Origin of the sequence: Kribbella koreensis (genome assembly GCF_039525325.1) — a bacterium.
Lineage (GTDB): Bacteria > Actinomycetota > Actinomycetes > Propionibacteriales > Kribbellaceae > Kribbella > Kribbella koreensis.
The window spans coordinates 291,777-305,647 of the sequence record NZ_BAAAHK010000001.1; the positions used below are offsets into that span (position 1 = coordinate 291,777).

The following is a 13,871-nucleotide window of genomic DNA, read 5'->3' on the forward strand; positions in this document are numbered from 1 at the left end:
GAACCACAGTTGCCCGGGATGCTTGGTTAGGCGGGGTGGGGGCGGTGTTTGGCGGCTAGGTGGGCGGCTCTGTGGAGGGAGTCCAGGACGTAGGTGGGGACCTTCAGGCCGTTGCGGTGGGCCCAGAGCATCTCTAGTTCGAAGCGGCCTATTTGCTGGGCGTAACGGGTCAGTTCGTCGTCGGTGGCGGAGACGGCGATGCCCAGGTGGTGCATGACGTCGCCGAACTGGGCCCATTGCTTCTTGGTGTAGGCGCCTACCGGTTCGAAGGTGTAGCGGCGGAGGGTGCGGACGATCCACTTCTGCCACTCGGACATCTCCGACCACAGGCCCTGGGCGGCGATCTTGTAGTAGGCGAAGTGGCCGGGCTCCTGGCGACGGATCGGGGCGACGACCGTCATCGCGACGGCCTTCTCGCCCAGGTCCAGCAGGCCTTGGTAGAGCTTGTTGTACGCGAGGATGGCCGACTGCTCGGTCGCCACACCGGTCAGGTAGTACAGCATCCGGCTGACGTCCTGGATGGCGCTCCAGCGGCCGAGCGCGCCGAGCACCTTGTAGCTGAACGCCAGCGAGGTGAGGTCGGGCTCGGATTCCGGCAGACCCGCCAACTGCTGCAACCGGTCCAGCAGGTAGCCGTGATGGGTCTCCTGCGGCAGCCACACGTCGGCGTAGAAGTGTTTGTCCACGGGCGGCGGGTCGGGCAGCAACAGGTTGAGCTCGAGCACGTTCCGCTCGACTTCCAGCTCCACCCGGGACATGTACGTGAGCACAGGACCGAATCGCTCGGCCAGCAGCTCCGGCCGGACCATCGAGTAGTCGGCACTGTCCACCGGGATCGGCGGGTGCTCCTCCGCGAGCCGGTCGACGTGCTCGGCCAGCCGCGCCTCCACCGAGAAGGGCTTCCGCGGCCGACGGCGCCACGGCGGCGTCATCGCGGCGCTCATGGCCGGGCCACCCTGGTCGTCCGCACCTGTCGCGTCGTCCTGTTTTCGCAACCTCTCATGACGATTTTCACCCACCCCCAGGCCTCAGATCACCTTCAGCCGGTCTGACCTCTGGTAAGTACTACCTTACTTTCCAGGGGGTAACATCACCCACTGCCTTTCACCCTGTACTACGTGATCCCCCGCACGTACACTTCCGCAACTCAACGTCAAGGGACCACAGCGATTCGGAGCCGGTCAACCTCCGGATGGGTGCGACTGCTCAGTGCCGGACCAGCCCGCCGACGGCGAACGACGCGAGATGCCCGGTACCAGGCGCCTCCACCGCCAGGCCGACGCCGACGTCGATCACCACCGACCGGCTCAGCCCGGCGATGTCCGGCAGCGGCGTCCATACCGACTCGGCGGTCTCCCCGTTCGGCTCCGGACGCAACGAGCCGCCGGTGATGCGGACCGCGTAGAAGACGCCGACGTTCTGGTGCAGCGTCCCGTTGGTGCTCTCGGCGGCGGAGATCACTCGCGAGTCGACACCCAGCAGGCGCTCGACGACAGCCGTGCAGCCGGTCTCCTCGGCGACCTCACGGATCACCGCGTCGTACGGATCCTCAGCATGCTCGACCCGCCCGCCGGGCAGCGTCCACCAAGTCCCCTCCCCCTTCGGCGATACATAGCGGGCGAGGAGTACCCGCCCGTCGTCGATGCACACCGCGTACGCCGCCAGCCGGAAACTCATGGCCGCACCCTACGCAGAGAAGCGGGCGACTCAGACGTGTGCGCCGGCGTTGATGTGAAGGACTGCGTCGACGTGGTCGAGCAAAGGTTGGTCGAGTGGGAAGTAACCCTGCTGCGGGCTGATGTCTGTGCGCGTCCGGGCAGGCTGGAGTGCAACTGAGGGCGTGAGACCCCAGGTGCTGAAGGTGCGCTGAAGGCCGCCCTCGTAGGTGTCGGCGGCCGGCTCCATGAGTCCGAGCGTTTCGCTCCGGCCGAGGCTGCCGGCGATGACCGTGTAGCGCTCCCCCAGCAACTCGGCCACGATCGATCCGGCGGAGTACCAGTCGCGGTTCGGATCGGTCATGCGTTGCACGAGGGCGTTGTGCGCGAAGACCAGCGTCGGGCCGCGCTGCCCTTCGATGCTGCGGATGTCCAGCAGGTTCTGGGCCATGAGGGAGTCGCGAGCAGCCATCAGCCGCGCTATCCGCACCGCCTGCGAGCCCGGTACGGAGGCCTGCTTGTGGTACCTCAGCAGGCCGATCCCGGTAGTGAGATAGGTACGAGCCCGGTACCAGTCAGCGCGCGAGGTGGCCGCGATGCGTTCCGGCGCACGGGCATAGAGCGTGGTGAGCAGATCGTCAGCGATCACGCGCAGCTGCAAAGCCGAAGCGGTGTCGCCGAGCGACTGGGCAGGATCGAGGATCGCCTCATCGCGGCTCCAGGCCTTGTCATCACCAAGCAGACGATCCAGCTCGAGCTCGAGGCCCAGGTAGTCGCGCGCATGCTCCAGATAGATCCGCGGGCTGGCAGCGCTCGTGTTCTCCGTGGACGCATCGAAGCCGTGAAAGGAAACCCGCTCGTCGGCCGGCCGACCTGCGTTGTACTCCCGCAGCCAACCCACCAATCGCCGATTGGCCGTCAGCTCACCGAACCGATGCGAGAAGCCCTCAGTCATCACGGTGTCGAGGTCCCCCGCGCCGCCCTGGACGAAGTCGTCGACCAGCAGCCCGCGCACCCGATCGGATTCCAGCGCGATCGACCGGAACCCCTGCTCCACAAGTACCGTGAACAACTCGTTGCGGAGCAGCCCGAAGGCCGGTTCCTGATGTGTCGGCTCGCCGAGTCCCAGCAGCTCGCCGGGCGGCGGTAAGAAGTCCTGAATGTCTTTGCTCATGTCATTGAATCTTATCGTTGAAGTACTCGATGAAGACTTATCAATGAGCCAGCTCCGTACGCATTCCATAAAGTCTCAAATGCGGCGAAAGTTCAAAAATATGCTCGTGCCCGAACACGAGTGACGCGTAGTGTCGGCTGCGACGGGATTCCTGCCGAGGGGGAAAACGTGAGTCAACCTGAGTCTGCTGTTCAGCCCGAGTACCCGGACAACATCGACGCCGCCGTCTTGAAGATCGCCGGCGTCGTGGTGCTCGGGGCCATCATGTCGATTCTCGACATCACCGTGGTCAACGTCGCACTGCCGACCTTCCAGGACGAGTTCGGTTCGCCGGACAGTCCGGTCTCCTACTCCACCGTCGCCTGGACCGTCACGGCGTACACGCTCGCGCTCGCGACCGTGATCCCGCTGACCGGCTGGGCCGCCGACCGGTTCGGCACCAAACGCCTCTACATGATGGCGATCTTCCTCTTCACCGCCGGATCGGCGCTCTGCGCGACGGCGACGAGCATCGACATGCTGATCGGCTTCCGGGTCCTGCAGGGTCTCGGCGGCGGCATGCTGATGCCGCTCGGCATGACGATCATGACCAGGGCCGCGGGGCCGCACCGGATGGGGCGGTTGATGGCCATCCTCGGCGTACCGATGCTGCTCGGCCCGATCCTGGGACCGATCCTCGGCGGCTGGCTGATCCAGGTCGCGAGCTGGCACTGGATCTTCCTGATCAACGTGCCGCTCGGCGTGATCGCGCTGATCTACGCCTGGCGCGCGCTGGCCCCGGACGTCGCACACAGGTCGGAGTCCCTGGACATCCTCGGTGTCGTGCTGATGTCCCCAGGGCTCGCGCTGTTCCTGTTCGGTATCTCCTCGCTGCCCGCCGAGGGTGGCGACTTCGGCGCCCCGCGGGTCTGGGTGTCGATGCTGATCGGCATCGCGCTGATGCTGGCCTTCGTCTGGCACTCCTTCCGGCCGCAGCATCCGCTGCTCGACCTGAGGCTGTTCCGGGACCGCAACCTCACCGTTTCGATCATCACGATGTTCCTGTTCGCGGCCGCCTTCTTCGGCGGGCTGCTGCTGGTACCGACGTACTTCCAGCAGATCCGTGGCGAGTCGACGCTGCACGCGGGCCTGCTGGTGGCGCCGCAAGGGCTCGGGGCGATGGTGACGATGCCGATCGCCGGCCGGCTGGTCGACAAGATCCCGGTCGGCCGGATCGTTCCGGTCGGGCTCGCGCTGATCGTGGTGGGCATGTTCGGTCTGACCCAGATCACCGCCACGACGTCGTACGGGCTGATCATCGCGATGCTGGTCGTGATGGGCTTCGGGATGGGTGGCACGATGATGCCGCTGTTCACCACGGCACTGCGGACGCTGTCCGGGGCCCAGGTCGCGCGCGGCTCGACACTGCTCAACATCAGCCAGCAGATCGCCTCGTCCGTGGGCGTCGCGACGATGTCGGTCGTGCTGACCAACCAGCTCAACGACTCGCCGATCATCCCCGGTACGCAGGGCGCACCCGGCCTGGGCGACGGACTGCGCGAGACCCAGGCGGCGATCCTGTCCAACACCCGACCGGAGATTCTCGGCGCACTCCACGTCGATCCGGCGTCGATCGCCCGCGGTCTGGTCGACGCCGCGTCAGCCTTCGCGCACACCTACTGGGTCGCCTGGGTCCTGGTCACCATCACCTTGATCCCGGCGCTGATGCTTCCCCGCAAACGCCAGGCCTCAGACCTGGTCGAAGAGGGTGCGCCACCCCCGATGATCCACTGACCGTCAGGCCAGGAACGGAGTCACCGCAGCGAGGAAATCGTCGAGGCGTTCGGCATGCACCCAGTGGCCGGCCTCGGCGATTTCCGCGTACTGAACCTGCGGGAAGTAGCGCTTGATGACGTCGCGGTGGTCCTGCTGGACGTAGTCGGACTTGCCGCCGTAGACGAACAGCGTCGGGCCGTCGTACGAACCCTCCTCGTCCTCCGGCCAGCCGGAGATGGCGGGGAGGGCTGTCTCGATGACGGGCAGGTTCGGCTTCCAACGGGCACCCTGGTCGTCGAGGATCAGGTTCTGCAGCAGGAACGCCCGGGTGCCGGGTGAGTCGACGGCGTCGACGAGTTGGGCGTCGACGTCAGCGCGGCGCTGGACGTTGGACAGGTCGGCGTTGCGCATCGCCCGGGCGTACTCGACGAAGGCCGGCGGGTACGTCACCGGAGCCGCGTCGACGACGACCAGACGCTCGACCACCTCGGGGTGCCGGAGCGCGGTGAGCATCGCGGTCTTGCCGCCCATCGAGTGACCGACCAGGCCGACCGGGCCGACGCCGAGGCCGGTGATCGTCTCGAACACGTCCTGCGCCATCTCCGGATAGCTCATCGTGCCGGTATGCGGCGAGCTGCCGTGGTTGCGCAGATCGAAGGCGTAGACCCGATGCCCCGACGCCAGCCGTCGCGCGGCCGTCATCCAGTTGCGTCCCGATCCGAACAGCCCGTGCATGACGACAACGGGTGACCCGCTCTCGCCGTACGCCGTAACCGGAAGCTTCATCGACAGCCTTTCTCAGCGGTGGCGTTGCCAGCAGGCCTTGTGCCAGTGGCGCCGTTCGTCCAGGGACTGGCCGCCGCCGATGGCGGACAGCAGGCTGGGGGTCTCCGGCCAGACGACCACGTGCGGCGTCGCCGGCGGGATCATCTGGTCGCAGCCGGGGCAACGGTAGGACTTGCCCGCTGCCGAGCCGCTCACGTGGCGGACCATCCAGTCGCCGTCGGAGCGCGATTCCCGCGTCTGGTGCCCACCCATCAGCGGCCGATCGCTGACCGGTCGCGTGTGCTTCGAGGGCTTCTTCTTACGGGACACCATGACGACGCCAAGGGTATCGGCCGACGCCAGCCGTCAGCACAGTGGGCCGCTGGGGTCAACGGATTTGAAATCGGACAGACCTGTCTGTATGTTTCTGGTATGAGCATCGGCGTGGTGGAGAAGCGGCCGGCGGCCCGGGAGCGGATTCTGGCGACGGCTGATGAGCTGTTCCGGGTCCACGGGCTGCGTGGGGTCGGGATCGATCGGATCATCGCCGAGTCCGGCGTTGCGAAGTCGACGCTGTATGCGCACTTCCCGTCGAAGGACGAGCTGATCGAGGCCTATCTGGTGAAGGCTGACGAGCGGTGGCGCGGATATCTGCGGCAGGCGGCGATCGCGGCCGGATCCGATCCCAAGGAGCAGCTGGTCGGGCTGTTCGACGCTGTGGACGATGCGTATCGGCGGCATCAGTTGTATGGCTGCCCGTTCATCAACGCGGCGGCGGAGAGCGAGCCTGGTAGCCGGGCGCACGCGGCGACGCTGCAGCACAAGAAGGCGGTGCGGGAATGGGTCCGCTTCCTCGCCGAGGGTGCCGGGGCCGATGATCCGGTCGGGCTCGCTACGTCGATCACGTTGCTGATCGACGGCGCACTGGCCGCCGAGCGGCTCGAGCAGGACCCGGCACTGCCGGCCGCGGCGAAGGCGACCGCTCGGGTTCTCGTCGACGCTGCTTGCCGATGAATCAGACAGACCTGTCCGTTTGGAGAATAGTAATGCGCGCAGTGGTGCTCGAGCAGTTCGGCACTCCCCTGGTACTACGAGATGTCGCCAAACCCACACCCGGACCGGGCGAGGTGCTGGTCCGGGTCGTCGCCAGCGGCGTGAACCCGCTGGACACCAAGATCCACGCCGGCAAAGCAGCCCACGCCCAAACCCACCTCCCAGCCATCCTCGGCCTCGACGCCTCCGGCGTCATCGAAGCAGTAGGCCCGGAGGCACCCGCCGCAAGCGGCGCCGGGTTCCCCGTCGGTGGCGTGGGCGGGCCAGGCGGTCCCGGATTCGCAGTTGGGGATGAGGTGTTTGGGCTGGTTGGTGGTGTTGGGGATCAGCAGGGGACGTTGGCTGAGTTTGTTGCAGTGGATGCTCGGTTGCTCGCACGGAAGCCGGCTGCCCTCAGCTTCCGGGAGGCGGCGGCGTTGCCGCTCGTGTTCATCACGGCGTGGGAAGCGTTGGTGGATCAGGCAAAGGTTCGTGCGGGGCAGAGGGTGCTGATTCACGGTGGTGCGGGTGGTGTCGGGCAGGTGGCGATTCAGCTGGCCAAGGCCATGGGAGCCGAGGTGTTTGCGACCGGCTCTCCCGGCAGTCGGCGAGCGATTGAAGAGCTCGGCGCCACGAGCATCGACTACACGAGCACGACCGTCGAGGAGTATGTGGCCAAGTACACGGACGGCGCTGGGTTCGACATCGTCTTCGACACTGTTGGCGGTGAGGTGCTCGACAGCAGCTTCAAGGCTGCCAGGCGGTATGGCGGGCATGTGGTGAGCGCGCTTGGGTGGGGCACGCACTCGCTCGCACCGCTTTCCTTCCGGTCCGGCACCTACTCAGGCGTCTTCACGCTCCACCCGCTGCTCACCGGGGAAGACCGCGCACATCACGGCGAGATCCTGCGGGAGGCCGCCGCCTTGGCAGAGCGCGGCATGCTGCGGCCGCGCCTGCATGACGGCGACTTCACGCTGGACACGATCGCCGAAGCCCACGCCGTCGTCGAGCAGGGCCAAGCGTCCGGCAAGGTCGTAGTGGACCTCTAGGCCCGGCAGGGCGCAGGTGGGGTCGGTGCTAGGGCTGGCGGGCCAGGGCGTAGGCGGCTGTGCCTATCAGCTCCATGGAGACCTGGAGGCGTTCCAGAGAGACGTTCTTGGCGATGGTGTCTTCTGGGGAGTGGTAGGGCGGCTCCAACGACGCGGGGGTCAGTTCGCCTCGCCAGGAGAAGTTGGCGGCGGCGATTCCTGCCTCTTGGAACGACTGGTGGTCGCTGGAGCCTCGGAGTACTGGGCCTACCAGTTGCGGGTCGTAGCCGAGGCGTTCGGCCGAGGCTCGTACGGCGGTGGTGGCCGCGTTCGCGAGGCCGTCGAAGGAGAGGAGCCAGTAGACGATCGCGGGGTCCCAGCTCGTCGCCACCATGTCGTTCTGGAAGACGGCGCGGTACCGATCGCGCTGATCCTGCGCCAGCTGCTTCACGTGATAGCGCGACCCGAGAATGCCCTGCTCCTCCGAACCCCAGAACGCGAACCGCAGCGTCGCCTCGGTCGGATACTTGCTCAGCACCCGCGCGATCTCCAGCGTCAGCGCGGTCCCCGATCCGTCGTCGTTGGCGCCGGGCGCCCCGATCACCGAGTCGTAGTGCCCGCTGACCATCACGATCGGCGAGTTGGCGCCGTTGCCGACCCGCTCGCCGATCACGTTGTTCGAGATCAGCCCGCGATGCGCGGCAGTACTGATTGTCAAAGGCAACGACGCCACGACAGCCAGCGCCTCGCGCAGCAACCGCTTCTGCACCTGAGCGACTCCGACGACCGGCAGCGCAGCACCGGTCAGCCCGGCAGGCGAGAAGGCTGAGGCACGACGTGGAAACACCTGGTCGGCAGGTAGCAGTACGACGGCAACCGCGCCGCGCGCCGCCGCCTCAGCCACAAACGCCGGGCGCGCGGCCGCAGTGTCATCCGCGAGTACCACCGCACCCGCGACATCAGCCGGCCAAACGGGCGCCGTGGCAGGCCCTACATCGCGGGCCGGACCGGTCACGGTGACATCGAGCTTGCCGCCGGGAGCAGCACCGGCTTGCCAACAAATGTCGTCGGGCAGCACGCCACGCGGGTCCCCGATCTGGGCTAGGAACTTGTCCGCGACCGGAAAGGGCTCGTAAGACGTCTGGTAGCCGTAGCTGCGCAACTGCCCGGCCAGGTAGTCGGCAGCGCGCTTCTCGCTCGCGGTACCGCCGATCCGCGGGCCGATCTCCTCGGACAGCACCTCGAGATGCCGCAGTGCCCGCTCCGAGGAGAGCCGGTTGACGACGTGCCGGTCGTCGCGATCTAGCGTGGGAGGCCGTACCGCCCCTGGCCGCTGGTCGTCGACACCCCAAGCGGGGACAGCGGTGGCGGCAGCCGCAACTCCGGCGACGGCGCCGAGCAGGCCGCGACGACTCATACCGGTCGATTCGGTCATACAGGGTCCCCTCCACGAGATCGGCCCCGAGACGATCGACCGTAGTCGATACGCTTCGGGGCCGCTCGCCTACGCGGAGTGCCTCAGCTCAACTGCTCAGGCTGCTTTGTTCTGGTCACGCAGTTCGCTGCCGACCTCGTGCATGTGGCCGAGGCCCATCCGGTAGGACTCGACGACACCGGTGCTCAGGTACGGCATCCCGATCTTCGCGCAGTACGCCTCGACCATCGGCTGGGCGAAGCGCAGGTTGGCGCGCGGCATGCTCGGGAACAGGTGGTGCTCGATCTGGTAGTTCAGGCCGCCCATCATCCAGTCGGTGACCAGGCCGCCCTTCACGTTGCGAGACGTCAGAACCTGCTTGTCCAGGTGACCCCAGTTCGTGTCGGCGTCCGGCATCTCCATGCCTTTGTGGTTCGGGGCGAAGACGCTGCCCAGGTGCAGGCCGAAGAGGGCGTGGTGCAGCGCGGCGAACGCGATCGCCTTGCCGGGCGACATGATGAGGAACAGCGCACCGAAGTACAGGGTGAGGTGGGCGGCCATCAGGCCGAGCTCGACGCGGGCCTCGTGCTTGTTACGGCGGGCCCAGAGGAAGAGCACGCTCGACACCTTCAGGTTCAGGCCTTCGAGGGTGAGCAGCGGGAAGAAGATCCGCGCCTGATTGCGGGTCAGCCAGCCGTACAGGCCGGTACGGCCCTCGGCCTGCTCCAGCGTCCAGACCAGGATGCCCTCGCCGACATCAGGGTCCTTGTCGGTGTGGTTCGGGTTCGCGTGGTGCCGGTTGTGCTTGTCGTTCCACCAGCCGTACGACATCCCGCAGACGAAGTTGCCGTGCAGCATGCCCAGTACGTCGTGCAGCTTGCGCGAGCTGCCGACCTGCTGGTGGCCGGCGTCATGGCCGAAGAAGGCCGCGCGGGTGGTGAAGATCGCCAGCGGAATCGCGAGCAGCAGTTGCAGCCAGGAGTTGCCGAGCAGGACGACTCCGGCCCAGGTCGCCGCCATCAGCGCCACGTTCAAGGTGATCGCGATCACGTAGGAGGCGGTCCGGCGTTCGAGCAGCCCGGCTTCCTTCACTTCGCGAAGCAACGGTGCGAAGTCGCTGCCCTTCGTGGCTGTTCGTTCGCGGGTAGGGGCGAGCGCAATGGGCTGAGCCATTGAGTCCTCATCTCAGAGCGGTGGGGAGGCCTAGGCGTTCAGCCGCGGGCCAGCGTAGTGCAACCAGCCTGTGCCGCGGACCATCCGAAAGCATGAGTGCTAGTACGTCAGTACGCCGGGGTGCCACCGCCCACCCGACAGTGGGTCTAGCACCACTGAGCCGGACCTGACTCTCGGTCATGATGGTCGGTATGACGATCACACAGCAGGCGCCGAGGGTGCCGATCCGGTTCCCGGCGCTCGCTCAGCCCTTCATCGCGCTCGGGCTGGCGATCCTGGCCGAGATCGGGATCGCGTTCTTCGTTCTCAACGTGGTGGCGGTGCCGCTGATCGCGGTCTGGGTCGGCATCCCGCTGCTGCTGGTCTTCGTACCGTGCGCCCGCTGGTTCGCGAACTGCCACCGGGTGATCTACGCCGGCATCCTCGGCCAGCCGATCCCCAAGCCGTACAAGAAGCCCCCGATGAAGGGGCTGCTGATGTGGCTGCGGACGACGCTGAGCGACCCGGCCACCTGGCGCGACATCGCCTGGCTGCTGGTGAACGCGGTGGTCGGCTTCACCCTGAACCTGCTGTCGGCCGTGCTGTTCCTGGCCTCGATCTTCTACCTGATCTACCCGTTCCTGGTCTGGGTGACGCCCGACGGCGTCTTCACCGAGCCCTTCGGCGGGCTGTTCACCGTCAATGTGGCGACCAGCTTCCTGCTGATCCCGGTCGGCCTGATCGCGTTCCTGATCTGGCTCGGCTCGGGTGAGCGGCTGCTCAAGGCGAGCGCGTACATCGGCAAGTCGCTGCTCGGCCCGACCGAGAGCGCGCAACTGGCGATCCGGGTCCGCGAGCTGGCCGAGTCCCGCGCCGAGACCGTCGACACCCAGGCGGCCGAGCTGCGCCGGATCGAGCGCGACCTGCACGACGGCGCGCAGGCCCGGCTGGCGGCGCTGAGCATGAACCTCGGGATGGCCGAGGAGATGGTCGCCCGCGACCCCGCTCAGGCTGCGGCCTTGCTCACCGAGGCTCGTGAATCCGCCAGTACTGCGCTCTCCGAGCTGCGCGACCTGGTCCGTGGCATCCACCCGCCCGTCCTGGCCGACCGGGGTCTCGAAGGCGCGGTCAAGGCGCTCGCGCTGAGCCTGCCGTTCAAGGTCGACGTCACGATCGAACTGCCCGGTCGCCCGCCGGCGCCGGTGGAGTCCGCGGCGTACTTCGCGGTCGCCGAAGCACTGGCCAACACGCTCAAGCACGCGGCGGCGACCACGGCCTGGGTGCAGATCAGCCACGAGCGTGAGCGGCTGCACATCCTGGTCGGCGACGACGGCGTGGGTGGCGCCACGGTGCGACCGGGCGGCGGGTTGTACGGGATCGAGCGGCGGTTGGCCGCCTTCGACGGTACGTTGACCGTGGCCAGCCCGACCGGCGGGCCGACCACCGTGATCATGGAGTTGCCTTGCGAGTCGTCATCGCTGAAGATCACGCCCTCCTCCGGGACGGCCTGATCCGGCTGCTGGAAGCCCACGACTTCGAAGTACTGGAGGCGGTCGACAACGGCCCCCGGCTGGTTCCGGCGCTCGTCGAGCACCGGCCGGACGTGGCCGTCGTCGACGTCCGGCTGCCACCGACCTTCACCGATGAGGGCCTGAAGGCAGCCATCGAGGCGCGCCGGCAGGTCCCGGGGCTGCCGGTGCTGGTGCTCTCGCAGTACGTCGAACAGCTCTACGCCCGCGAGCTCCTCACCGGGGGCGGCGGCGCGGTCGGCTACCTGCTGAAGGACCGGGTGTCGAACGTGGCCGAGTTCCTCGACTCGGTACGCCGGGTCGCCGGCGGCGGTACGGCGATGGACCCGGACGTGATCGGGCAGCTGCTGGCGCGCAACACGCGGGACGAGCCCATCGGGCGACTCACGCCGCGCGAGTCCGAAGTACTGGGACTGATGGCTGAGGGGCGGTCCAACGCGGCGATCGCGGCGGCACTGTTCGTCACTGAGAAGGCCGTGTCGAAGCACACCAACAACATCTTCTCCAAGCTGGATCTGCCGCCGTCGGAGGATGACAACCGCCGGGTGATGGCGGTGCTCACCTACCTGTCCTCGCGCTGACGTGGGCGCGGTGGCGGGGAGCTGGTACCGGCACCGCGCGTGTCGGCAGGTCGAACAGCGGTCCGGGCAGGAAGCGGCGTAGTACCAGGCAGACCGCCACTAGCAAGGCGGTCAGGACTAGCGGCTCGCCCACTGCGACGAGGAACTGGATGTGGGTGTCGGCTGCGTTCAGCGGGTCGATCAGGGCGGCATGCAGCAGGGCGAGCAGAGGCATGTGCATGACGTAGATCGGTAGCGTGCGGCTGCCGAGGTGGGTCAGGCCTTGGGTGAGGGTGCGCGAGCGGGTGAGCAGGCCGGCCGCGGTGACGCCGAAGACGATCGCGATTCCGCTGGCCAGCGGCCACAGTCCGAGCCAGGTCTTGGCGTCGAAGGCTTCGATCAGCACCAGCAGGACGGCGTACGGGCCGCCGATCATTGCCAGGCGGGGCCAGCTGGCCCGGTCGGCCAGGAGCTCCATCAGGGGTTTGCCGTAGAGGCCGGCGAGGAAGAAGACGAGGTTCTGGTAGACGGGCCCGCGGTTGCCGGGTACGTCGAGGAAGCCGGACGCGGTGACGGCCGACAGGGCGAAGGCGGCCATTAGGACCAGCGCGGCCGGCGCACGGCGTACCAGCTTGGCGAAGACGAAGTAGAGGGCGAGCGCGGAGAGGTACCAGAGGTTGGACGGGGTGATCGTCAGCTGGGCCAGGAAGTCTCGCGGGCCGGTTGCGCGCTCGGTGTGGAAGTCGGGGACGAAGGCAAGGACCGCTGTGTGGATGCAGAGCCAGAGGGCGTAGAGGTAGAAGAACTTCGCCACCCTCGCGCGAGCCACCACTCGCCACGGACGCTGGACCGCGTTGACGGCGAAGAAACCGGAGATCGCGAAGAACAGCGGCATTCGCAGCGGCAGCAGTTGCTCGCTGAAGCTGCCCCAAGCGGCCGGGATCGGGCCCGCGGAACGCCAGTCGATCTGCAGGTAGTGCTTCATGATCACGTGCCACAGCACGACCAGCAGAATGCAGACGCCCTTGGCCACGTCCGCCCAGGCGACCCGGCTCTGCGCCGTGGTCGCCGTTGTCGTTGCCCCCACGTTCGATGCCCCCCGTGTTGTGTGTACTTGGGGTCCACAGCACGCGATGGGTACCTGCGGGGTCAACGAACTGCCCGTCCGGTGTCCCGTTAGCCCGCGAGAAATGCACGAACAGGCTGCGGCGAGGATGTAGAGAAGCCGGCCGCGGCTTCGTCCACGGGTAGCTGCGCCGCTCCGGCGTACCGACTGAAGGGGAGAGTTTCGAGATGACGAAGTTCCTGCTGATCGTGGACTACCAGCCCGGCGTGATCGACACGCCGATGACCGAGTGGGACCCCGAGGACGTCAAGGCGCACATGGCCTACTACACAGCGCTCAACGACGAGCTCCGGGCCAGCGGCGAGCTGGTCGAACACCTCGCCCTCAGCTGGCCGGAGGAGGCCAAGACGGTGATCTCCGACGGCAAGGCCGCACCGGTGATCACCGACGGCCCGTTCGTGGAGTCGAAGGAGATGCTGGCCGGCTTCCAGATGGTCGACGTCGAGTCGCTGGAACGCGCCCTGGAGATCGCCGCCCTCGTCTCCCAGGTGCCAGGGCCGGGCGGCGTCCCGATCCAGCAACCGATCGGCGTCCGCCGGGTGATGGAGGCCGCCGACTTCGAGGAGCTCAACCCCCTGGGCTGAACACGGTCCCGAGCGACAGGACATAGTCCCTCCAGCGCCCCCATCGGACGGCTCACTGAGCGTGGCGACCGACTGGCAGGCTGGCTATGTCCTGTCG

The 13,871-nt window shown here is 67.4% G+C and carries 14 protein-coding genes; 6 read left to right on the forward strand and 8 right to left on the reverse strand.

The genetic code is table 11. The features are described 5' to 3' along the window. Nucleotides 1-26 precede the first annotated feature (26 nt). From ABD116_RS01395 to ABD116_RS01405, 3 genes are all read right to left on the reverse strand, one after another. Nucleotides 27-944, reverse strand: coding sequence for a GTP-binding protein LepA (locus ABD116_RS01395; RefSeq protein ID WP_343963891.1), 918 nt, complete (start codon nt 942-944; stop codon nt 27-29). A 262-nt stretch (nt 945-1,206) separates the two neighbouring features. Next, entirely contained in the window at nt 1,207-1,677 is a 471-nt protein-coding gene (locus tag ABD116_RS01400; protein WP_343963893.1) for an NUDIX hydrolase, read from the reverse strand. A 30-nt stretch (nt 1,678-1,707) separates the two neighbouring features. Continuing rightward, the gene (locus tag ABD116_RS01405) at nt 1,708-2,829 is read right to left on the reverse strand and encodes an erythromycin esterase family protein (protein ID WP_343963895.1); all 1,122 of its coding nucleotides are present in this window, start codon (nt 2,827-2,829) and stop codon (nt 1,708-1,710) included. A 168-nt stretch (nt 2,830-2,997) separates the two neighbouring features. Here ABD116_RS01405 and ABD116_RS01410 point away from each other — a divergent pair, with 168 nt between their 5' ends. Continuing rightward, nucleotides 2,998-4,602: a DHA2 family efflux MFS transporter permease subunit gene (locus tag ABD116_RS01410; protein WP_343963897.1), complete on the forward strand. Its 1,605-nt coding sequence runs from the start codon at nt 2,998-3,000 to the stop codon at nt 4,600-4,602. 3 nt (nt 4,603-4,605) lie between these two features. On the opposite strand, the gene ABD116_RS01415 is transcribed toward ABD116_RS01410, so the two are convergent. Together ABD116_RS01415 and ABD116_RS01420 are read right to left on the reverse strand one after the other, a co-directional pair. Beyond that, the gene (locus ABD116_RS01415; RefSeq protein WP_343963899.1) at nt 4,606-5,370 is read right to left on the reverse strand and encodes an alpha/beta fold hydrolase; all 765 of its coding nucleotides are present in this window, start codon (nt 5,368-5,370) and stop codon (nt 4,606-4,608) included. A gap of 12 nt (nt 5,371-5,382) precedes the next feature. Next, nucleotides 5,383-5,682, reverse strand: a complete 300-nt coding sequence (locus tag ABD116_RS01420) for a hypothetical protein (protein WP_343963901.1) — start codon at nt 5,680-5,682, stop codon at nt 5,383-5,385. Between the two features lie 99 nt (nt 5,683-5,781). Here ABD116_RS01420 and ABD116_RS01425 point away from each other — a divergent pair, with 99 nt between their 5' ends. Both ABD116_RS01425 and ABD116_RS01430 read left to right on the forward strand, forming a co-directional pair. Next, on the forward strand, nt 5,782-6,363 hold the full coding sequence (locus tag ABD116_RS01425; RefSeq protein ID WP_343963903.1) for a TetR/AcrR family transcriptional regulator: 582 nt from the start codon (nt 5,782-5,784) through the stop codon (nt 6,361-6,363). Between the two features lie 32 nt (nt 6,364-6,395). Next, complete coding sequence (locus tag ABD116_RS01430; protein WP_343963905.1) at nt 6,396-7,430, forward strand: zinc-dependent alcohol dehydrogenase family protein; 1,035 nt, start codon at nt 6,396-6,398, stop codon at nt 7,428-7,430. A gap of 28 nt (nt 7,431-7,458) precedes the next feature. On the opposite strand, the gene ABD116_RS01435 is transcribed toward ABD116_RS01430, so the two are convergent. Together ABD116_RS01435 and ABD116_RS01440 are read right to left on the reverse strand one after the other, a co-directional pair. Beyond that, nucleotides 7,459-8,844, reverse strand: coding sequence for a M20/M25/M40 family metallo-hydrolase (locus tag ABD116_RS01435; RefSeq protein WP_343963907.1), 1,386 nt, complete (start codon nt 8,842-8,844; stop codon nt 7,459-7,461). A gap of 96 nt (nt 8,845-8,940) precedes the next feature. Then, a complete protein-coding gene (locus ABD116_RS01440) occupies nt 8,941-9,996 on the reverse strand; it encodes a fatty acid desaturase family protein (RefSeq protein WP_343963909.1) in 1,056 nt (351 codons plus the stop codon). A gap of 191 nt (nt 9,997-10,187) precedes the next feature. Between ABD116_RS01440 and ABD116_RS01445 the strand changes: the two genes are divergently transcribed. Then, nucleotides 10,188-11,486: a sensor histidine kinase gene (locus tag ABD116_RS01445; protein ID WP_343963911.1), complete on the forward strand. Its 1,299-nt coding sequence runs from the start codon at nt 10,188-10,190 to the stop codon at nt 11,484-11,486. Next, nucleotides 11,438-12,085, forward strand: coding sequence for a response regulator (locus ABD116_RS01450; protein ID WP_343963913.1), 648 nt, complete (start codon nt 11,438-11,440; stop codon nt 12,083-12,085). The genes ABD116_RS01445 and ABD116_RS01450 overlap by 49 nt, the downstream gene beginning before the upstream one ends. On the opposite strand, the gene ABD116_RS01455 is transcribed toward ABD116_RS01450, so the two are convergent. After that, nucleotides 12,063-13,151 carry an acyltransferase family protein gene (locus tag ABD116_RS01455; protein ID WP_343963915.1) on the reverse strand — a complete coding sequence of 363 codons (1,089 nt, stop codon included), beginning with the start codon at nt 13,149-13,151 and terminating at the stop codon, nt 12,063-12,065. The genes ABD116_RS01450 and ABD116_RS01455 overlap by 23 nt on opposite strands. A 206-nt stretch (nt 13,152-13,357) precedes the next feature. Here ABD116_RS01455 and ABD116_RS01460 point away from each other — a divergent pair, with 206 nt between their 5' ends. Next, nucleotides 13,358-13,774: a YciI family protein gene (locus ABD116_RS01460; protein ID WP_343963917.1), complete on the forward strand. Its 417-nt coding sequence runs from the start codon at nt 13,358-13,360 to the stop codon at nt 13,772-13,774. Nucleotides 13,775-13,871: the final 97 nt, after the last annotated feature.

Coding starts and splice junctions, on each gene's coding strand:
- ABD116_RS01395 (WP_343963891.1), bottom strand. CDS start 944: ATGAGCGCCGCGATGACGCCGCCGTGGCGCCGTCGGCCGCGGAAGCCC.
- ABD116_RS01440 (WP_343963909.1), bottom strand. CDS start 9,996: ATGGCTCAGCCCATTGCGCTCGCCCCTACCCGCGAACGAACAGCCACG.
- ABD116_RS01400 (WP_343963893.1), bottom strand. CDS start 1,677: ATGAGTTTCCGGCTGGCGGCGTACGCGGTGTGCATCGACGACGGGCGG.
- ABD116_RS01415 (WP_343963899.1), bottom strand. CDS start 5,370: ATGAAGCTTCCGGTTACGGCGTACGGCGAGAGCGGGTCACCCGTTGTC.
- ABD116_RS01420 (WP_343963901.1), bottom strand. CDS start 5,682: ATGGTGTCCCGTAAGAAGAAGCCCTCGAAGCACACGCGACCGGTCAGC.
- ABD116_RS01460 (WP_343963917.1), top strand. CDS start 13,358: ATGACGAAGTTCCTGCTGATCGTGGACTACCAGCCCGGCGTGATCGAC.
- ABD116_RS01430 (WP_343963905.1), top strand. CDS start 6,396: ATGCGCGCAGTGGTGCTCGAGCAGTTCGGCACTCCCCTGGTACTACGA.
- ABD116_RS01445 (WP_343963911.1), top strand. CDS start 10,188: ATGACGATCACACAGCAGGCGCCGAGGGTGCCGATCCGGTTCCCGGCG.
- ABD116_RS01425 (WP_343963903.1), top strand. CDS start 5,782: ATGAGCATCGGCGTGGTGGAGAAGCGGCCGGCGGCCCGGGAGCGGATT.
- ABD116_RS01435 (WP_343963907.1), bottom strand. CDS start 8,844: ATGACCGAATCGACCGGTATGAGTCGTCGCGGCCTGCTCGGCGCCGTC.
- ABD116_RS01405 (WP_343963895.1), bottom strand. CDS start 2,829: ATGAGCAAAGACATTCAGGACTTCTTACCGCCGCCCGGCGAGCTGCTG.